Genomic DNA, 20,223 nt, shown 5'->3' on the forward strand with positions numbered 1-20,223 from the left:
TTTTGAAAGCCTTGTGGATTATTTTTTTCGGTTTCAGCTTTAAGTCCCCTATACATTTTTGAAAGCGTGTCAAGCGAACCAACTGGATCATCAAAACTTACCCCTAGCTCCGCGCCATACTCAGGCGTACCGGTAGGGAATATTATTGCAATTGCATCATCAGATGTCTGAATATTTTCAACAGGGAAAACTGCTGCTAAAGTATGACCGGTGGATTTTAATGAATTAATATCAATACCGCTTAAGTCTGCGAAACCTCCGGAAAAAGATTTATAGCCCCCCCCTAAAGACAGGCCTATAATTTCATTTATTTGATACTGATTAAACAAAATCAAAACTGCAGCTAAAACTATTAGAGTTACAATTGGCTTGGAAAATAAAGTTTTTTCTTCATTTTTTACCTGTTTATGATTTACCTGTTTATGAGATTCTAAATGTCCATAATGTTCATGATCTCCTTGGTGTTCATGAGATTCTAAATGGTCATGATGTTCATTATCATCATGATGTTCGTAATGTTTATGGCGTTCATCCATTTTTTTGCCCCCCTATGGTTTAATTGTAAACCTTATGGTTTAATTGTAAAAATATTTATTTAGCCAGTATTTAAATAGTAAGCAATAATAGTGAAAAAATAGGGTAAATTTATATACAAACCCCCTATTTTTTAGAAATATGGGAAAAAAGTTCATCAAAGGAAACTTGTTATTAGTACTTATTTTAATCTCATTAATAATTATTGGAATAGCTATATTCACAATCAATTAAAACTGAATCTGCCGCGAATAAAATCGAAAATCATATTGTACAGGTAAAAAATGATCTTGTGACTTTAACCAAATTTCCATTATTAAAATCTTTAAATATAAATAACTGCAGCGGAGATATGAAAATAATACATGAAAATATTAATTCTAAGATTAATTCATTATTAAGAATTGATAAAGGGGGTAATATAATAGAGTGTTCTTCATCTGATTTTCAGGATTATTTAGGATTAAATGTTGAAAATATAGATTATTTCAAAATTCCAAAAGAAACTAATGAACCCTACATTACAAGCATTGAAAGGCAAGGACAGATTATAGTAACAGCCCCATTATTTGAAACAACGGAATATACGCCCTATCCTAATTTTATTGGTGAATTTAAAGGGGCATTAATGAGTATTATTGAATTGAAATACCTTTACAACCTATATCTTTTGCCTGCGCTAAAAACACAAAATAACCATTACTTAATAATTAACGCCAAAACAAATCAAATGATTGATAAGAGCACGCACCTTAGTGAATATGAAGATTTAAAGTTAAATTTACCTGAATTAAAAGATGGATTCGCAACAATTGTTAATATTGCAGGTTTTGGCGATACTATTATTACGGTTTCAAATTTAATATTGGGCAGTGAAAACTGGAGACTTATACTGATTACTCCCATTAAAACGGTTAATAATGAAATTTTAAGTATTCAATACAGGCTATTTTTCAGTTTGGGAATTGTTGTTTTAGTAATATGTATAATTGTGGGAATACTAATATTTCTAAAGAGATCTAATGATGCAACGGAATTAAAACTGAAAGAAGCCCAGGTTACACTTGAAAAATTAGGAATTAATATTGAAGTTGAACAGGATAAATTTAATCAGGCAGATATCGCACTTGAATCTAAAAAAATATACCTCATAAAAGAAGACCATGAAAATCACGCGTATGAACTTTTTATTAATACATTAAATAATGGTTTTGCAGGGTTAGGATTGGTAAGAGATGATCCAAAAAAAGTTAAGGAAAAATATAATCTGTTTAAAACTCCATTTATCTGGTTAACTAATCAGAAAATTCCGGAAATTCCATGTGAAACTAACATTGAAAATTTATTCGTTATAATTAATCAATTCATTAAAAAAAGCCAAAAAAGTGTTATATTAATAAATAGGCTAGACTATTTAATAAAAGAAAACGGATTTGAAAATGTTATTAAAAAATTACATGCTTTAAAAGATTCAATAAATAGTTCCAATTCAATTGTGATATTATCAATTAATCCTGAACTTATCTTGGATTATGAGATTAAGGCTATAGAAGCTGAAACCATAGATTTATACGGCAAACATTTGAAAAGCAGGGTTGAACTTTCTTCAATTGAAATGGAAATACTCAAATTTGTGAACGAACACAATATTATTAATAGGTTAGTTTCTTACAAGGACATTACTTTAAAATTTAACATTACAAAACCCACAACAAGATCAAAAATTAGCCGGCTTGAAAAATTAGGACTTTTATCAGTTGAACAGCGAGGAAGGGTTAAAGCAATTAAAGCAAGTTCTGCAGGAAGGAAAATTCTTGGATAGGATGATACATTCTGTCTAAAAGTCCATTAATTTTGATATTCATATCTAAAACTTAATTTAAAGCCCGTAAGAACTATCTTACCCTACGAATTAAAAAAAAGTATACTAATTGGCAATGGAACTACTTCAACAACATAAGCATAGATTTATTTTTCCAAGTATAATAACTTTCACATCAAACCCTGGCGCAATAGTTAATTTTCCCTATTTTTTCACTGTTTTTTATACGAATATTTATATATGACTTGTTAAGCATAGATTGGTGAATATACGATGAAAAAACTAACTACAAATGCAAAAGTAGGCATTGGAATAATCGCAGTAATCTTAATCATACTTGCAGTTAATTATGATGCTACTCCTAAAAATGCAATAATCAATACTTATCAAGGCACTAAAATAACGATCTTCAAATCACAATCATGCGGTTGTTGTGGGGGGTTTATAGCTGAAATTCAAAGGCAAGGATTTGATGTGAGTGTTAAAGAAATGAGTAATATCAATGATATTAAAGAAAAGCACAGGATACCTGAAACAATGACAAGTTGCCATACTTCAGAAATAGAGGGGTATTTTATTGAAGGACATATGCCGATTGAGGCCATTATTAAACTATTAGATGAAAGACCTGATATTGATGGTATTGCTTTGCCGGGGATGCCTCCAGGTGTGCCGGGAATGGCGGGGGTAAAGAATCAAGAATGGATTGTTTACAGTATCAAAGATGGCAAATCTGAAGTGTTCATGAGAATATAGAGTTCGAAATTGAAAAAGCTTAACATTAAAATCGGGAAAATAAGCATTGCAATTGGAATTCTCTTTTTTTTATTATATATTATAATTGGTTTTATAATAAGTAATAATGAGAATGTATCTGGCGAATTCACAGAAACTTTTTCAAAAAATTCAAAAAATAAAGAAATAGGTAATCTTAACATGAGTATTTTAGCAGAAAATAGCCAATTTAAAGGGAATGTTAGCGCACCAATCACTATAATAGAATGGTCCGATTTTGAATGTACATTTTGTAAAAATTTTTATTCAGAAACCTCTTGGTTGATTGATGAAACATATGTTAAACAAGGAAAAGTAAAATTTGTATATAAACATTTTCCAATAACTTTTCTTCATGAAAATGCAAAAAAAGCTGCCGAAGCTGCTGAATGCGCGGGAGAACAGGGAAAATTTTGGGAAATGCATGATTTTTTATTTGAAAAAGGAGTGGATGGGGGCATGAAAACATTTATGAATTATGCAAAAGCTCTAAATTTAGACAATGCAAAATTTGATCAGTGTCTTAAATCCGGCGTAATGGCTAAAAAAATAGAAAAAGATATGCAGGAAGGCGCAAGTTTGGGCATAGAAGGCACACCCACATTTATTGCTAATGGTATCTTATTTTCAGGGTCGCAACCATTTGAATTATTTAAACAAATAATTGAGGAAGAATTAGTAAAATAATATGATTAACAAGTTCCTAAGAAAGTCATGGTTTCCAAATATCACAAGGATAATTGGTTTAATTTTTTTCTTTTACCTCTCTTATTTGCTATTCACAAGCACAGGGAGTAAAATTGCGATGTTTATAGTTTGGACACTTTGGTGGCCAATGCTTTATATTACCCTATTGTTTAGCGCAAGAGCATGGTGCGGTTTTCTTTGCCCGTTAAGTCTCGTAAATCAATACGGCAACAAATTACGAAAAGGTAAAACAATTAATTTTGTAAAATGGGAATTTATTGCATACATTTTATTTTTCTTAGTTATAATATTTGAACAAGTATCTGGAATGTTTTTGTCAACACAAATAACACTAATTGTTTTTATATTCTTGTTTTTGCTGGCTTTTATAATGGGATTATTATTTCAACGACATAGTTTTTGTAATATTGTTTGTCCGATTGGCGCAATTTTGGGTATATTCAGCAGACTTTCGTTTATTGGAGTAAGAGTTAAAAAAAATATTTGTAAAACTTGCCGCGATAAACCCTACAAATCAAAATTGTTTATTGTGCACTAACTGTATAAAAAATTGTCCATACGACTCTGCAAACCTCCAATTCGTGTCACCTACTGAAGAGCTTACACGTAGCGTAAAATTTAAATTAGCCGAGTCTTTATTTATAATTGCATTACTCGCATTTACAACAACTCTTACTACGGCTGGCACTAAATTTTATAGAATATTAAACTTGGGTTTAACCGGAAATTTGTTAAGAGTTTCAGATTTAGTGATTGCAATTTTGTTATTCTTTATAATTTATTATATAATAACTTTCATTAGTTCTAAAATTAACGGCAAACAATTTAAGGACAATTTGAAGGATGATGGTTATGTTTATTTGCCCTTAACATTTGCAATTTTATCATACACTATTATTATAGGGTTCCTTAACCCATGGTTAAATGTTAATCAATCATTACTTTCAATTATTAAATATAGCGTAATCCTTTTAGGTGGATTATGGAGTCTTGACGTTTTGCATGAAAGGGCTAAAAAATATATAGAAATGTTGCCACATGCTATTTTAATTATAGGGATTGCTTTATTATGGTTGTTTATGTTAATACCTCAAGCGCCGGATGGGATGGGTGAAGATATATATCAAGTTGTCTCTGGTGAGATAATCAAGATGGACGCATTTAGCATGGGTTTCTCACCTTCAACATTAATGGCTAAAAAAGGCGACAAAATCATCTTAGAGATAATTAATAAAGATATTACACACGCTTTTGATATTGATGTTTTTAATATACACGAGATATTAAAACCAGGTGAAGTTAAAATGGTTGAATTTGTAGCTGACACAAAAGGAGTGTTTCAATTCTATTGCCAGGTACCTGGTCATTCCGAAGCAGGGATGAATGGTAAATTAATGATTACATAAAATTTAAATACTTGAATAACTGCTCAATTAATTAATGGGACATATTATTGCAAAAGATTATTTAAGCTTGCAAAAAAGATTGGACATGGCTGTGCAAGGCGCGCCAAAATCTGAAACAATATACAAAATTTTAGAAGTCTTGTTTACTAAAAAAGAGGCTGAATATGCTTCTTTGCTGCCATTGAAATTGTTTACTGCAGAAGATGCCTCAATCATCTTAAATAAACCAAAACCTGAAACTAAAAAAATTCTTAACAAGCTGGCTGACAAAGGAATATTATTAGACTTTAAAAATAAAAATTCCCACACCTATTTTATGGCGCCAACGATGGCAGGGTTTTTTGAATTCGCTTTAATGCGTACAGACGGCAAATTCAATACTAAGCTTTTATCTGAATTATTTTACCAATATCTGAACAAAGAGAATGATTACATGCAGATGTTGTATGGAAATAATCCCCCAGTATTGCGAGTATTTCCTGAAGAAGAGAGTATTGAAAAAAAAAGCGTGATATTGGATTATGAAAAAACCAAACACATAATTAATACGGCTTCGTGTATCACGGTTGCAAGATGTTACTGTCGGCATAAAATGGAACATTTAGGCAAAGCATGCAATGCTCCGCAGATGGTTTGTTTAAGTTTTAATAAAGTAGCAGAAAGTTTATTGAAACATGGAATTAGTAAAGAAATATCTAAAAAACAAGCGCATGAAATAATTAATAAATGTATGGCTCTCGGGCTTGTTCAGATAGGCGACAACATACAGGAAGGGATTAATTGGATATGCAACTGTTGTTCATGTTGCTGTGAAGCGTTGGGAATATACCAAAAATTTGGACCAAGAGAATATGTGACAAATAATTTTGTTTCAATAAATAAAGGAAATTGCATTGCTTGCGGAACCTGTGTAAAAAAGTGCCCGGTTGGAGCAATAAGCCTAAATATTATTAATGGGAAAAAACGGGCCAGAGTTGACCCTGTCAAATGTATAGGTTGCGGCATTTGCGGCAGATTTTGCCCTCAAAAAAGCATAAAACTTTATCGAAAGAAAAAACTGTACCCGGTGCCAAAAGATACTTTTGAAAGAATTGTATTAGAAGCGATTAATCAAGGAAAACTTCAAAATTATCTATATGATAATTTTTCATCTATGAATAATCAAGTAATCCGTAAATTTTTAGATATCATAATCCATTTGCCGCCTGCGGAACGGTTAGCCGCGGACCAACAACTTCAGTCAAGATTTATAAAAACAATCGCTAACTCAAAATACGGCAAACTATTCAGAAAAACATTTAATGACGGAAAAGAAATTAATTATAGCCACGATGAACTTAAACTAATGAAAAAGAAAAAATAAAATGAATAACGAAAAAATAAGAATATTTAGTAAAATATTAGGAATTTTATTTGTTTCAAGTTATTTACTTAATTTTATTTGGGAATCCATTCATGCAGTATTATTATATGAGGGACATAACATTCCAGTTTATGATTATTTTATAATGATGAGTTATGTTTCAACAATCGACGGATTACTGATTGTAATTATTTATTTAATAATTTCACTGATTTTAAAAGATTTGTTTTGGATGAAAAAACTTGAAAATGCCGGGATTTATTTATTCGCTTTTGTTGGGGTAGTAATTGCGGCAATCATTGAATTTGATGCCTTATATCTTCGGCACAAATGGCATTATAATGCGTTAATGCCAACTGTTTTAGGCTTAGGTATTTCACCATTATTGCAGCTTAGTATAACTGGAATATTAAACGTACTTATTGTCAAAAGATTATTAAAACTATAACACTTTAAAATCGCAATATTTAAATATATGAATAGTTATTCAAATGATAAAATGAATGTAAATCCAAAAATAATGGGCTTTTTTTCAGCCCTAAGCGACGAAACAAGACTAAAAATTGTAATAGGGCTTAAAGAAGGAAAAAAGAGCGTAACTGACATACACAAATTTGTAGGTGAGGGCAAAGTAACCTTATCAGGAATATCTCACCAATTAAATTATTTGCGCAATTTAGACATAGTCGAATCAACAAAACAAGGGAAAGAAAGGATATACTCTCTCTCAAACAATTTTTGCTGGTGTATGTTGAGAGATGCAATTTCCCATTTTAAATAAAAATGATTAAGAACATTAAAGAAAAAATAATTGGACATCTGGGATCATTTTCAGGAATAACAAGCTTATTAAGTTCATGGCAAGTATGCCATAACGTATGTTTAGCTATTATGAGCGCGCTTGCAGTTCTGGGCATAACATTAACGATAATGCCTTTTGAATTCTTAACCAAAATAGCAGTACCGGTATGGACATTTGCGTTTATCTTGCTAATGCTTAGCATAGGATTTTATTTAAATAAAAAATGTATCTCTAAAACTCAATTATACTTTAATTCAGGATTAATTATAGCGAGTGTGCCGTTTCAGCCAGTCCAAAGCGCTATAAAATATTTCTGGTTGATTGGCGCAAGTTTAGTATTGATTGGATAGTATATGGCGTAATTGCCTTTCTTGTAATTGGGGGAATTTACACTTTTTGGGAAAATGATACGAACGTTAATGACGCAAATGCTAAAGTTGCGCCAAATATAAAAAATAACGATTTAAATGGTTATTCGGGTTTTGCGCCAGTTTTAACTGGAACAACTGGTGAGGGAGATGTAGAGATTAGTTTAACGCCGGTTGTTGATGGCAGCGTAATCAAGATTCAAATTGCTGCCAATACCCACTCTGTAGACTTAAGCCAGTTTGATTTAATGAAAATAATTAAATTAGTCTATGAAAATAAAAAAATATCTCCTGTATCTGCGCCAAAATTAAGCGGACATCATGCAAATGGCGAACTTGTTTTTAATCTTGAAAAAGAAATAAATAGTTTCGCTGTAACAATCGAAGGCATTCCAAAAATTAATGAGAGGTTATTCAAATGGTAAAAGATCCTATATGCGGGATGAGTGTAGATGTTAAAAAAGCAAAAATTAAAGGATTAATTAGCAGGAAAAAAGATAAAACTTATTATTTCTGTTCAAAAAACTGTAAAGATGAATTTGAAGGAAAAAATGCAGTAACAAAAAATGAAGTAAAAACATCTAAATTAGGCAAAGAAAAGATTTCTATCAAAATAACTGGAATGAGCTGCGTATCATGCGCAGGAACCATTGAAAGCTCTTTAAAAAAAGTTAACGGTGTAAACAGGGCTGAAATAAACTTCGCAGCTGAAAAAGCATATATTGAATACAACCCCGAAACCACAAATAGAACTGAACTTGAAGATGCAATTATAAATGCAGGTTATAACATTATCAAAGAGAATGGAAAAAGCAACATATTAAAGTTAAAAATAATTGGTATGGATAATCCTCATTGTGTAAACATTGTAAAAAAAGCATTAGATAAACTTAACGGGATAACATCTAAAGAATTATTGGTTACGCAAAAAGCCGTTATTGAATACGAACCTTCAATAATAACTGTAGAAGAGATAAAAGAACAGATTACAAATGTAGGTTATAAACCTATTGATGAAAAAGCCGATTTTAAAGATGCAGAGAAAGAAGCCCGGGAAAAAGAGATTAATTCATTAAGAATACGCGTAACTATATCTGTTGTTTTGGGTTTGCCATTGCTATATTTTGCAATGGGCCATATTATAAGGTTGCCAATGCCTGGCTGGAACATTTTAACTTCCGCATCAATACAATTTATATTCGCATCAATAATAATGATTGCAGGTTCACAGTTTTTTACCAGAGGATTCACAGCAGTAATAAAAGCCAAGACAGCGAATATGGACACATTGGTAGCAATTGGCACAGGAAGCGCATATGCATATAGTATATTTGCGCTATTGAACATTTATTTTGGCTCAACAAGTTTCGGAGCAAAAGACATTTATTTCGAAGTTGCAGGCTTGTTAATCGCGTTTATTTTAGTGGGAAGATACCTTGAAGCAATTGCAAAAGGCAAAACAAGCGCAGCAATTAAAAAACTGATCGGATTGCAGGCAAGAATTGCCGTCGTAATAAGAGCAGGTAAAGAGATTAAAATTCCAATTGAAGAAGTTAAAGTCGGAGATATTGTTCTTGTTAAACCCGGACAAAAAATTCCAGTCGATGGAATAGTTGTAAGCGGGTATTCATCAGTTGATGAAAGCATGATTTCAGGTGAATCAATCCCCGTTGAAAAAACAACTGGAAATAAAGTGATTGGAGCAACAATTAACAAGACTGGAAGTTTTAGATTCAGGGCAGAAAAAGTAGGAAAAGATACTGCGCTTGCGCAAATAATCAAACTCGTTGAAGAAGCCCAGGGAAGCAAAGCGCCGATACAAAAACTTGCGGATACAATCTCTGCTTATTTTGTACCAGCAGTAGTAACACTTGCAATCATTTCCTCGATTACATGGTATTTATTAGGGTTTGGTTTTACTTTTGCATTGACAATATTTGTCGCTGTTCTAATAATTGCATGCCCTTGCGCGCTGGGTTTGGCGACACCCACTGCTATCATGGTTGGTACAGGAAAAGGAGCTGAACACGGAATATTATACAAAAATGCTGAAGCCTTGCAGATTACCCATAAATTAGATACGATTGTATTTGATAAAACTGGCACTTTGACAAAAGGAAAACCGGAAGTCACTGATGTTTATTCTTTAGAAAAAGGTCAAGAAGATAGTATATTAAAATATGCCGCAATTGCTGAAAAAAATTCTGAACATCCGCTGGGAGAAGCAATTGTGAATGGCGCAATGAAAAGAAAGTTAAAGATTGGCGATGCTAACAAATTTAAGTCTTACACTGGCAAAGGCATCAGTGCGGAATTCGGGGGCAAAAAAATATTATTAGGCAATAGATACTTGTTCAAAGACAATAAAATTAATATTAATAATGTAGAAGAAAAATTGCAGACATATGAACTCCAAGGAAAAACTGCAATGATAATTTCACTTGACAATAAAATTGCCGGAATTGTCGCTGTCGCTGATACTGTCAAAGAATATTCCAAAGAAGCGGTAAAAGAACTGCACAATTTGGGAATTAAAGTTGTAATGATGACTGGCGATAATAAAAGAACTGGTGAAGCAATTGCTAAACAACTGGGTATTGATATAGTTTTGGCAGAAGTGTTACCAGAGGATAAAGCCAATGAAATCAAAAAATTGCAGGCAAAAAATAACAAAGTTGCAATGGTTGGTGACGGAATTAATGATGCTCCGGCATTAACACAGGCTAATATAGGTATTGCAATTGGTTCTGGCACAGATGTTGCAATTGAATCAGGAGATATTGTTCTTATCAAAGAGGATCTTCGGGATGTTGTAACTGCAATGGATCTCAGCAGATATACTATGAAAAAGATTAAACAAAATTTATTTTGGGCATTTTTTTATAATGTGGCGGGAATCCCATTGGCGGCGGGCGTGTTTTATCCGTGGACTGGGTGGCTGTTAAGCCCTATAATCGCAGGTGCAGCAATGGCATTTTCATCTGTATCAGTGTTAAGCAATTCATTATTAATGAGAAGTTATCAAACAAAAATTAAAACTAAAAGGTGAACGAAAAATGGTATTTGATTTTTTAAGAAAAAAATCTTCAAAATCTGAAGAAAAAAATAAAAACGATAAAAAAAAGGGCGGCTGTTGCGGCGGTCACTAAGATGAACAGGATAAAATATGGAGGTAACACTAATGAGTTTGCTGCAAAAAATTAAAGAAAATCATTGGCTTTTAATGACGCTTACCTGTATTTTGCCGTTTCTTATTTTAGCGATATTAATTTATGTATTTGATATCCGTTCAAGTTGGCTTGTATGGACAGCATTAGCAATCTGCATTGGCAGCCATTTATGGATGATGGGTTCAATGCATAATCATGATTCAAAAGGAGGTAAGTGTCATTGAATGACAAAAATAAAAAAATACTAACTGCCATTACATTTATACTTGCAACCGGCCTTATGTTCCTGGTTATGCATCCGGAATGGTTTAGGTAATTATAAAATAAAAAGAGGTAAAAATAATGAAATCAAATTTAGGTAAATTAGACCGAATCTTACGATTTGCACTGGCATTTTGGTGGCTTGGCCCTTGGGCTCCGCAATACAGCGTTGTTTTTGTGAATTGGCTTATAGCGATAGTAGGATGGATTGCTTTAATAGAAAGTTTCACTGCATGGTGCGGACTGCATAGTTTGTTCAGCATAAACAATAAAAACCACTAAAATTAAAAAATAATTGGGAAACAATAAAGGTAATTGTTTAGCAAAATAAAGCTTTAACATAAAAGTTAGCGTCTCTTCCGTGAAGCATTATTATTCTGAACATGTAGTAACCTCTGGTTACCTTATATTCATAATTTAATATGCGAACTGACGCTAACTTTGTTCAATTGCTTCAGAAAGCTAAAGTATTACCAATAAAGATTGTAAAAATGGTCAAAAAAAATAAGAAAGAAAAGAAAATACTTTTCCAATGTGAAGAATGTAAATTATTTTACGAAAATAAAAAATTGGCTGAAAAATGCGATGCTTATTGCAAAGAACATCATGCCTGCAATATTGAACTAATCGCTAATTCAGTACGTGGTGAATAAATTGACGTATGTGCATAGCTTTTGTCAGTTATGTTGTGTATCTAACACTATATAGTAAGCCAAGCTTACATATATTGTAAAATAAACAACTTCACGGATAGGCATTAGCTATGCACGTATAAAATGGCAAAAGATTTAAATATTGAATTATCAAATGATAATTGATAAATTAAGAATTGTTTTGATTTTTAAAAAAAAGATAATACAAAATGTGGCTATTATTAGAGTCATTTAAAAGGAGGAAATATAAAATGAAAAAATTAAGTTATTTATTAAGCGGAGCATTAGCAGTACCATCAGTCATGGCTGATTTCAGTTCTGGTTGTTCAATGATGGGCTTTAACGGAAATTACGGAATGATGGGTAATTTTGGAATGGGTTTATACGGTTTGGTATGGGTTGGGCTAGTAGCATTTGTATTTGCATTAGTATTTTGGTCAACTTATAAATGGCTGATGGGCAATAAAAAAAATAGGAGAAAATAAAGATAGATTTATCACGCCCATACTTAAAGTGATGGGCTACTATTTTGATTCATAACTACAATGAAACTGGGAATAATAATAAATACAAAAGATCCAGAAAAAGTTTGGAATGCATTAAGATTGGGAAATGCAGCTTTAAAAAACAATAATACCACTAACATTTTTTTTTTAGGAGAAGGCGTAGAAGCTGAAGACTGCAAAAGCAAAAAATTTAATGTAAAAGAACAGATTAAGATTTTTGTTGAGAATAGAGGGTTGATTAAGTCATGTGGAACTTGCCTGGTCTCAAGAAAAAAAAAGGCATCCAAAGTATGTCCTTCTTCAAATTTGGGGGAATTGCTGGCATTGATTGAAAAAAGTGATAAAATGTTAACTTTTGGATAAACAAGGAGGAGAGAAATATGGATTATTTTGCAATAATAGGTTATGGTATAATTTTCTTTACACATGTGTATATGTTAGTAATCGGATTACCTGAATCACAAATAATGGGTCACGCAGTACTGAATTTAGGAGCCGGCGGAATATTACTTTATAATCAATTTTGGAGGTAGATCAAATGGCAAATAACGAATTAAATTCATTAGCGCTTGGTTATGCAGGAGCAACACTTTCAGCAGTTTGTATGTTATTAGTAGGCATTGGCTGGAATTTGGGCATCTATGTTGGAGCAGCAGAAGCAATGGCTAAGTGGCATATGTTTTTTAATGCAAGTGTTACCGGAGTTTTAGCTGGGATGGCAGAAGCAACGGTTTGGGGCTTTGTTAGCGCATACGTTTTTGGTTGGTTATACAATAGATTCGTATAATCTTTTTTTGTTTTTAAATAGATACTCATTTCGTAATACTTTAACTTTTTGAAACAAATTTCCTAATCCGCCATTTAGAAACCCCCAAAATAGAGCAACCAGAGGTTGCTGTGCTGACAAATGCACTATACTCAAAGCATTAAATGATTGTACATTTGAATGCTTTTCGTAATAAGCAAGTGTGCTTGATATTTTGCATTTTGATAACTTTAATTGTTTGAAAGTATGTCATTCTTTACTTAATTTTAACAAGAATATTCTTGCTTTAGAGTATATTTAGAGCATACTAATTCGACAACGAATAACGAAGTGATAATTCTGGGTTAACCCCGGTTTAGATAAATATATAAATAATTATTACCCTGATTAATATAATGACAAGTCCTAAAACCAAAACAGTAAATAAATCTGTAAAAAAAACAGTTAAAAAAAAAGTTGCAAAAGAAAAAACGCACGTTTGCGAATTTTGCTAAAGAGATATTAATATGAAAAAAGAACAAAACATATGGATATTATTACGATTCACAATGTCTTTTATTTTGTTATGGGCATTTTTTGATAAATTGTTTGGGCTAGGTTTTTCAACTCAGCCAGGCAAAGCATGGATTGATGGGGTTTTACCAACAACTGGATTTTTACAGTGGGGTGTGCACGGGCCATTAGCATTTTTTTATAATAATATTTCTTCGAGTCAAATTGTTGCTGTATTATTTATGGCAGGTCTATTTTTAATAGGATTATCTTTATTACTTGGAATTGGTGTAAAAATTGCTGGTTACTCCGGCGCATTATTAATGTTATTAATGTGGTCAGCTTTGTTACCACCTAAAAATAACCCCTTCATTGATGAACATATTGTTTATGCATTAGTTTTTATTGGTTTAACATTTGTTAAACCAGGACATTGCTGCGGGTTGGGTAAATGGTGGTCAAAAACAAAATTAGTTAAAAAGTATACATTTTTAGAATGAAGGAAAAAACTAGAACAAATTTGTATAAGTGGCTTATCGGGTTAAGTTTAATAGGTTTAATTATATCAATCTATTTAGTTTTTGGCCATTTTGCAGATGTTACTGAAGGATCAATTTGCGATATAAGTGCAACTATATCATGTTCTGAAGTAAACACCAGCCAATATTCTGAAATGTTTAATGTGCCGGTTGCAATCTTCGGGGTTATCTGGTTTATTGTTTTAATTTTAATGTCGTGGCGAGCTTTAAATAAAGAAGGGGTGCTGCACATAGGAATTTTACTTTGGAATATTGTAGGCTTAGGGTCTGTATTTTATTTAATATGGGCCGAATTTATACTTGGCGCAATTTGTCCGTTTTGTACTGTCGTGCATATTATAATTGTTACTAATCTGATTATTTCAATAATCTTGTTTAAAACCGGTAAAAAATTAAGCCTTGATGAATTTCAAAAATCCGCAAAATCATGGATAGTTTTAATTATTATATTAAACTTAATTCCTTTAATCTATTTTAATTTACCTGAAAAAGAACAGATAAACTATGACAATCTTACAAAATGCGTGACTGTAAACGGGGTTAGTATGTATAGCTCTTTTACTTGCGCAGTATGTAAAAAACAAAGAGAATATTTAGGGAATTCTTTTCAATATATCAATGAAATTGAGTGCCACCCGAGAGGTGAAAATCCGCAAACAGCTTTATGTCTTGAAAAAAGCATAACTGGAACACCAACATGGATACTTGAAAAAAATAATGTAGAAACTAAACGATTTGTTGGATTTATGACCGCAAAATCATTAGCAGAATTTGCAGGATGTGAATATGATGGCTGAACTTACACTTGGTTTGTTAGTGAGTGCAGCATTACTTGATAGTATAAATCCATGTGTGTTCGGTGTACTTATTTTCTTACTTGCTTACATGACCAAAGTTTTTAAAAGTAAGGTTAAAATGTTAATTTCAGGTTTAATATATACTGCTTCAGTTTACATTACTTATTTGCTAATAGGTTTAGGCATATTCACTATCACATATACTTCAGGGTTATCCAAACCATTTTATTGGTTCGCTGCTTTAATTGCAATTGGGGCAGGATTACTTGAAATTAAAGATTTTTTTTGGTATGGGCGCGGGTTTACTTTAGAAATGTTACCAGGCGGTTCTGAAAGATTAAAAAAATACCTTAATTTTATGAAAAACTTAGAAAAAAATTATCCTAAATTAAGCATGGCATCTTCCGCATTATTAGGGATATTTGTAGTATTTGTTGAGTTACCCTGTACAGGCGCACCTTATCTTGCAGTTATTGGTTTACTAAGCGCAGGTAATTATACCGACGGAATTCCTTTAATGTTATTATATAACCTAATATTCATTTTACCATTGTTTGTAATCATTGGTCTAGTGTACTGGGGCAAAAGTTCTAAAGCAATGGAAAAATGGAGAAAAAAGCACAGGGGTTTGATGAGATTAGTTATAGGGCTATTTTTAATGGCACTCGGTACTTATATGATTTGGAATATTATATAACTAACTAAAAAGAGAGTTAATCCGGAAGGGTAATTGTCTGGATATTAGTATATCATTTAACTTAGATTCTAGCAAGAAATTTCTTGCCTTTTTGGTGGATGATGTAAATACTAATTTGACAATAAAGAACGAAGTGATAATTTCGAATGAACCTAAAAAGAATAACTATGCAAACCTCATCCCATCAAAATTAAGTTCACATTGGTATCCTTTGTCTCTAACATCTTGAACTTGGCCCATCAACGAAGTAAAATGCAAAAATTTGTGGCTTTCATAACCAAAGGATGCCTGATATACTATTTCTGTTTTAGAATTGGCCAATTTTGAAACTTTTAAATGGTTCAAATCAGTTCTATATTTGACAAAGATTAAATCCTCTTTTGATATTCGTTCAATTACACCTGAATAACCTTCATTATTCAAGAGGTTTACTTTATCGCCGATTAATTCAATTTGACCGTTCACAAGCATTTGCAATGCTAAAGGATAAAGTTTATGCTCTACTTCAAAGCCGACATTTTTAAATTCTTCCAAACTTCCGTATTCAGGTTTAATTTGAATTGGCGCTTGTAAAATTATTGGGCCCGTGTTATTTAAAGATTCAACAAAATACACAGTTGCGCAAGTTGCATTTAATTTATTTAACCACGCCCATTCATAAGCATTTAACCCCTGATATTTTCTTGTATCGGCCGGGAATAAATCTACTATTTTATTATTGTACAAATTAAAAAATTCAGGTGTCAATTTTCTCACATACCCTACAAGAACAATTAAATCAATTTTAGAACTTGTAAAATATCAGATTCATCTGATAACCTTCTTTCTCCGGCAATTAAACTTAATAAATTTTGCTGCAAGACTGAATTTTTGGAAGAGATTGCTTGATTTTGGTTTGATTCACTTACTTTGTCAATTGCCTCACTATTAACATCATCACTTGCCCCACTATTAGCATCATCACTTATAATAATAGGGACATCTGCATTTATTCTATCTTCAAGACAAGCCTTAATGATTAATCTAGCATTACTCTGGTTTCCAGATGTTAAAATTCCTAATTTTAGCTTATCACTCATCAATATTCACTAAACTATAATATTTTTTTCAATTTTCCTTAATATTTATCCATTTATTACTCACAGAGTCTAACCCGTAGCTTGCAATGATTCAGCGAATAATAACCAAAAATAGGTTTTGAAAAATCACCGAATACCCCCTAACTTACTGCGGAGCAACCAACGGAAGCGAGGAGTAAGCGATTTTAGGATTTCACTCATTTTTCGGTATTCAGGCTCCAATAATCTGCAACATATTTAACTGCTTTTATTGCAAGCATTTCTTTAGATTTACTGTTTAATTCGCCATAACCTAGTTTTAGTTCGTCAATTATCATTGAGTAATCCTTATGATCAACAACAACAATAACTTTTTTATAATTCATAACAGAGCCCATTATCATTGCAGGACCGCCAATATCAAAATTTTCAATAAATTCTTCCAATGTATCATGATTTACCGATGTTTGTGTAAGTAGAGAAAAGTTACAAACAACTAAATCAATTGGAACTATTCCATTTATTTTAGCTTCTTCAGCGTCAATATTTTTCAGATATGATATTCCGCCATGAATTTGGGGGTGCAGGGTCTTTACTCTCCCCATTAACATTTCGCCCAAATCCGTAAAGTCATAAACATTAATAATCTGATCTTGTTTATATTTATCTCCCTGTATCCAATGATTCTCTTCAAAATGCTTTTCAGTGCCAACAATCTCTCTAATTGCTTTTTCAGTATCACCAAATGAAATAATTTCAATATAGGGATTGATTATGAATAAGCCATGTATTAAACAATCTAATCCTTGTTTCTCTGAAACTGATATTAATGCCCGTTCTATCATTTATTTATCACTTTCCAAAATTTTTATCAAGTTTTAATTTATTCCGTTTTAAAATATAATCAAACCTGACTTAGTTTAAAGTTTATTTAAAGTTTTGTATAATGTAAACAAATAATGCCGTTTACATCAAATAATTTTCATGCTGGTAAATACTGGCAAAAATTAGGGCAGTTTTATATATTAATAACCACTCATTCTTTATATGAAATATAAGGATTTAACTGAATATTACCAAAAAATAGAAGCTGCTTCTAAACGGCTTGATAAAACGTATATCCTTGCGCAATTATTAAAAAAAGCGCCAAACTCTGAACTTGAAACCATTGTGTTGCTTATGCAAGGAAAAATTTTTCCACAGTATGATGAACGCAAAATTGGAGTTGCAACAAAAATGGCTGTAAAAGCTATAATGGTAGCAACGGGATTAGACGAAACTCAAATTGAAAAAGAATGGAAAAACCGGGGAGATTTAGGCGAAACTGCTGAAGAACTTTGTAAAAATAAAAAACAGCAAACATTCTTTTCTCAACCATTAACAATACGGAAAGTGTTTGAAAATCTTAAAAAACTTGCTGAACTTGAAGGCCCAGGTTCTTCAGATATGAAAATCAAATTATTAGCTGAACTGCTTGGTAATGCCTCATCAATTGAAGCTAAATATATAATTAGAACAGTTCTGGAAGATTTACGCGTTGGTGTAAAGGAAGGAGTGTTAAAAGATGCAATTGTTTGGGCATATTATCCGCCAGTTGCACCCATATTTGTAAAATGCAATAATTGCGGTAAAGTAATGCCGCATATTGATAAATGTCTTGAGTGTTCTGCGAACATTGACCTGAAAGAAGAAATTAAAATTTCTGGAAAAATACTTAAAGCATCCTCTTTAGAAGATGTTGAAAAAGTTAAAAATTTGCAAGAATATTCTTTTATAGTTGCTAAAGATGAAAAGGCCGGTAGAGAGATATATAACTGGCTTAACGAAAAAGTTGAACAGGCAATTGAACTTACTAATGATTATGGAGTTGTTGCATCAAGGTGTAAAGCCGGCAGTCTGGATTATTTAATGAAAATAGGTTTAGTGCCCGGAACCCCCCTAAAAGCGATGTTATTCCCAAAAGCTAAAGATATGAAAGATGCAATGAAACAAGCAGGTAAACCTGCGGCAATTGAGCACAAATACGATGGATTTAGAATTCAAGTGCATCGCAATGGCAACGATATAAAATTATTCACTAGAAAATTGGAAGATGTAACTATACAGTTTCCAGACGTTGTCGAAGTAGTTAAAACACATGTTAAATCGCATGATTTTATTTTAGACGGAGAAATTGTAAGTATTGACCCTAAAACCAACATGAAATTGTCTTTTCAGCACATTTCGCAAAGAATAAAAAGAAAACATAACATTGCAGAAATGATTAAAAAGTTGCCAGTTGAACTTTATGTATTTGACGTTATGGAACTTGACGGAGAAAATTATCTTAAAAAATCGTTCAAAGAACGGAGAAATTCCCTGGAACTAATAATTAAACCTGTTAAATATCAAATTTATCTTGCTGAACAGATTGTTACTGATGACATTGATGAGGCTAACAAATTTTATCAGCAAGCATTAAGAGAAGGTCATGAAGGAGTAATGGTAAAAAGATTAGATGCGCCATATAAGCCAGGTTCAAGAATCGGCCATGCATTTAAAGTTAAACCTGTAATGGAATCACTTGACTTGATTATTATAGGGGCTACATGGGGCGAGGGTAAACGAGGTGAATGGTTATCATCATTTGATCTAGCTTGTCGTTCAGGGAATGTATTTTTAGAGATAGGTAAAGTTGGAACCGGCATAAAAGAAAAAAGTGAGGAGGGGCTTTCATTTATAGAACTAACTAAATTGTTAAAACCGCTAATCCGTGAAGATCAAGGCAAGCATATAATGGTTGAACCACAAATAATTATAGAAGTCAATTTTGAAGAAATCCAAAAATCATCAACATATAGCTCTGGATTTGCATTAAGATTTCCTAGAGTCATTAGGATGAGGCCAGATAAACCGGTTGAAGACGTTTCTAGCATTAAACAAGTTGAAAGATTGTTCAGAGATCAGAGGAGTTAATATAAAATTTAATAAAAATCCCAATCACAGCAAGCTGTAGTATTTTTAAACTTCACGTGTTTAAGCAATTATCATAGTATACGCGGAGATTAAACTACTGAAATAATAAATTAGTTAGATAATTAACATGAGTTAATCTATATAAGTATCCCACACCTTCTTTTAAACATGGCTAAAACCAATGATTTGAGTGAATTGGTTGTAAATGAAGATTTTACTATTGATGGAGTGATTTCTGAGATTTATTGTACTGAAAAAGGTATTTTTCCAAAGTTAACATTAAAAGTAACCCCTAAAAAGAATATAGTTGTTAAGACTTTATCTTTTGAAGGATACTCTCCAGTCGAAACAGGTGATCGCGTGTCTGCAAAAATTGCGAGATATGATAAAATTAAACGGTTAAATGTACCCTGGAGCGGATATAGTTATCATGAAAGAAATTTTAATAAAGAAGAATCAGCAATTGAATTAATAATTAAAGCAGAGGATGGTTCAGCTCTGCGAATCGATAGATCTTGGAATTATAATAATTTTTTAAAAAAAAGCGGTTAA

The 20,223-nt window shown here is 32.1% G+C and carries 27 protein-coding genes; 23 read left to right on the forward strand and 4 right to left on the reverse strand.

The features are described 5' to 3' along the window. Window positions 1-536 (reverse strand): hypothetical protein (locus tag J4418_04790; GenBank protein MBS3113371.1); only part of this gene is annotated, 536 nt, incomplete at its 3' end. Window positions 537-886: 350 nt separating this feature from the next. On the opposite strand from J4418_04790, the gene J4418_04795 reads away from it, so the two are divergent. The 21 genes from J4418_04795 to J4418_04895 all read left to right on the forward strand — a co-directional run bounded on the left by J4418_04795 (window position 887) and on the right by J4418_04895 (window position 15,658). Beyond that, window positions 887-2,356, forward strand: a complete 1,470-nt coding sequence (locus tag J4418_04795; GenBank protein MBS3113372.1) for a DUF835 domain-containing protein — start codon at window positions 887-889, stop codon at window positions 2,354-2,356. A gap of 273 nt (window positions 2,357-2,629) precedes the next feature. Then, window positions 2,630-3,112 carry a hypothetical protein gene (locus J4418_04800; protein MBS3113373.1) on the forward strand — a complete coding sequence of 161 codons (483 nt, stop codon included), beginning with the start codon at window positions 2,630-2,632 and terminating at the stop codon, window positions 3,110-3,112. Between the two features lie 9 nt (window positions 3,113-3,121). After that, a complete protein-coding gene (locus J4418_04805; GenBank protein MBS3113374.1) occupies window positions 3,122-3,817 on the forward strand; it encodes a thioredoxin domain-containing protein in 696 nt (231 codons plus the stop codon). Between the two features lies 1 nt (window position 3,818). After that, the gene (locus tag J4418_04810; protein ID MBS3113375.1) at window positions 3,819-4,376 is read left to right on the forward strand and encodes a 4Fe-4S binding protein; all 558 of its coding nucleotides are present in this window, start codon (window positions 3,819-3,821) and stop codon (window positions 4,374-4,376) included. A 43-nt stretch (window positions 4,377-4,419) separates the two neighbouring features. Next, window positions 4,420-5,244 carry a cupredoxin domain-containing protein gene (locus J4418_04815; protein MBS3113376.1) on the forward strand — a complete coding sequence of 275 codons (825 nt, stop codon included), beginning with the start codon at window positions 4,420-4,422 and terminating at the stop codon, window positions 5,242-5,244. A 34-nt stretch (window positions 5,245-5,278) separates the two neighbouring features. Next, entirely contained in the window at window positions 5,279-6,607 is a 1,329-nt protein-coding gene (locus J4418_04820) for a 4Fe-4S binding protein (GenBank protein MBS3113377.1), read from the forward strand. A 1-nt stretch (window position 6,608) separates the two neighbouring features. Beyond that, a complete protein-coding gene (locus J4418_04825) occupies window positions 6,609-7,055 on the forward strand; it encodes a hypothetical protein (GenBank protein ID MBS3113378.1) in 447 nt (148 codons plus the stop codon). A gap of 27 nt (window positions 7,056-7,082) precedes the next feature. Then, a complete protein-coding gene (locus J4418_04830) occupies window positions 7,083-7,388 on the forward strand; it encodes a winged helix-turn-helix transcriptional regulator (GenBank protein ID MBS3113379.1) in 306 nt (101 codons plus the stop codon). A 2-nt stretch (window positions 7,389-7,390) separates the two neighbouring features. Next, a complete protein-coding gene (locus J4418_04835) occupies window positions 7,391-7,759 on the forward strand; it encodes a hypothetical protein (protein MBS3113380.1) in 369 nt (122 codons plus the stop codon). Window positions 7,760-8,025: 266 nt separating this feature from the next. Further along, on the forward strand, window positions 8,026-8,202 hold the full coding sequence (locus tag J4418_04840) for a hypothetical protein (GenBank protein MBS3113381.1): 177 nt from the start codon (window positions 8,026-8,028) through the stop codon (window positions 8,200-8,202). After that, window positions 8,196-10,826 (forward strand): heavy metal translocating P-type ATPase, encoded by a 2,631-nt coding sequence (locus J4418_04845; protein ID MBS3113382.1) that lies wholly within the window; start codon window positions 8,196-8,198, stop codon window positions 10,824-10,826. Before J4418_04840 ends, J4418_04845 begins: the two co-directional genes overlap by 7 nt. Before the next feature lie 132 nt (window positions 10,827-10,958). Further along, entirely contained in the window at window positions 10,959-11,171 is a 213-nt protein-coding gene (locus tag J4418_04850) for a hypothetical protein (GenBank protein MBS3113383.1), read from the forward strand. Between the two features lie 118 nt (window positions 11,172-11,289). Continuing rightward, window positions 11,290-11,490: a DUF2892 domain-containing protein gene (locus J4418_04855; protein MBS3113384.1), complete on the forward strand. Its 201-nt coding sequence runs from the start codon at window positions 11,290-11,292 to the stop codon at window positions 11,488-11,490. Between the two features lie 209 nt (window positions 11,491-11,699). Further along, window positions 11,700-11,861: a hypothetical protein gene (locus J4418_04860; GenBank protein ID MBS3113385.1), complete on the forward strand. Its 162-nt coding sequence runs from the start codon at window positions 11,700-11,702 to the stop codon at window positions 11,859-11,861. A 251-nt stretch (window positions 11,862-12,112) separates the two neighbouring features. Continuing rightward, window positions 12,113-12,346, forward strand: a complete 234-nt coding sequence (locus J4418_04865; protein MBS3113386.1) for a hypothetical protein — start codon at window positions 12,113-12,115, stop codon at window positions 12,344-12,346. 60 nt (window positions 12,347-12,406) lie between these two features. Then, window positions 12,407-12,730, forward strand: a complete 324-nt coding sequence (locus J4418_04870) for a DsrE family protein (GenBank protein ID MBS3113387.1) — start codon at window positions 12,407-12,409, stop codon at window positions 12,728-12,730. A gap of 17 nt (window positions 12,731-12,747) precedes the next feature. After that, on the forward strand, window positions 12,748-12,900 hold the full coding sequence (locus J4418_04875; GenBank protein MBS3113388.1) for a hypothetical protein: 153 nt from the start codon (window positions 12,748-12,750) through the stop codon (window positions 12,898-12,900). Between the two features lie 5 nt (window positions 12,901-12,905). Beyond that, window positions 12,906-13,154 carry a hypothetical protein gene (locus tag J4418_04880; GenBank protein ID MBS3113389.1) on the forward strand — a complete coding sequence of 83 codons (249 nt, stop codon included), beginning with the start codon at window positions 12,906-12,908 and terminating at the stop codon, window positions 13,152-13,154. Window positions 13,155-13,639: 485 nt separating this feature from the next. Further along, window positions 13,640-14,125, forward strand: a complete 486-nt coding sequence (locus J4418_04885; GenBank protein MBS3113390.1) for a hypothetical protein — start codon at window positions 13,640-13,642, stop codon at window positions 14,123-14,125. Beyond that, window positions 14,122-14,961 carry a vitamin K epoxide reductase family protein gene (locus tag J4418_04890; protein MBS3113391.1) on the forward strand — a complete coding sequence of 280 codons (840 nt, stop codon included), beginning with the start codon at window positions 14,122-14,124 and terminating at the stop codon, window positions 14,959-14,961. Before J4418_04885 ends, J4418_04890 begins: the two co-directional genes overlap by 4 nt. Then, the gene (locus tag J4418_04895; GenBank protein MBS3113392.1) at window positions 14,951-15,658 is read left to right on the forward strand and encodes a sulfite exporter TauE/SafE family protein; all 708 of its coding nucleotides are present in this window, start codon (window positions 14,951-14,953) and stop codon (window positions 15,656-15,658) included. Before J4418_04890 ends, J4418_04895 begins: the two co-directional genes overlap by 11 nt. Before the next feature lie 165 nt (window positions 15,659-15,823). Here the strand turns inward: J4418_04895 and J4418_04900 are convergent, their stop codons facing one another. From J4418_04900 to J4418_04910, 3 genes are all read right to left on the reverse strand, one after another. After that, window positions 15,824-16,414: a hypothetical protein gene (locus tag J4418_04900; protein ID MBS3113393.1), complete on the reverse strand. Its 591-nt coding sequence runs from the start codon at window positions 16,412-16,414 to the stop codon at window positions 15,824-15,826. A 17-nt stretch (window positions 16,415-16,431) separates the two neighbouring features. Next, on the reverse strand, window positions 16,432-16,737 hold the full coding sequence (locus J4418_04905; protein MBS3113394.1) for a hypothetical protein: 306 nt from the start codon (window positions 16,735-16,737) through the stop codon (window positions 16,432-16,434). Window positions 16,738-16,934: 197 nt separating this feature from the next. Further along, complete coding sequence (locus J4418_04910; GenBank protein MBS3113395.1) at window positions 16,935-17,561, reverse strand: hypothetical protein; 627 nt, start codon at window positions 17,559-17,561, stop codon at window positions 16,935-16,937. 202 nt (window positions 17,562-17,763) lie between these two features. On the opposite strand from J4418_04910, the gene J4418_04915 reads away from it, so the two are divergent. Continuing rightward, window positions 17,764-19,671: an ATP-dependent DNA ligase gene (locus J4418_04915; GenBank protein ID MBS3113396.1), complete on the forward strand. Its 1,908-nt coding sequence runs from the start codon at window positions 17,764-17,766 to the stop codon at window positions 19,669-19,671. A 168-nt stretch (window positions 19,672-19,839) separates the two neighbouring features. Beyond that, window positions 19,840-20,223, forward strand: a complete 384-nt coding sequence (locus J4418_04920; GenBank protein ID MBS3113397.1) for a hypothetical protein — start codon at window positions 19,840-19,842, stop codon at window positions 20,221-20,223.

The organism is Candidatus Woesearchaeota archaeon (assembly GCA_018303425.1).
In the GTDB taxonomy this organism is placed as follows: domain Archaea; phylum Nanobdellota; class Nanobdellia; order Woesearchaeales; family JAGVYF01; genus JAGVYF01.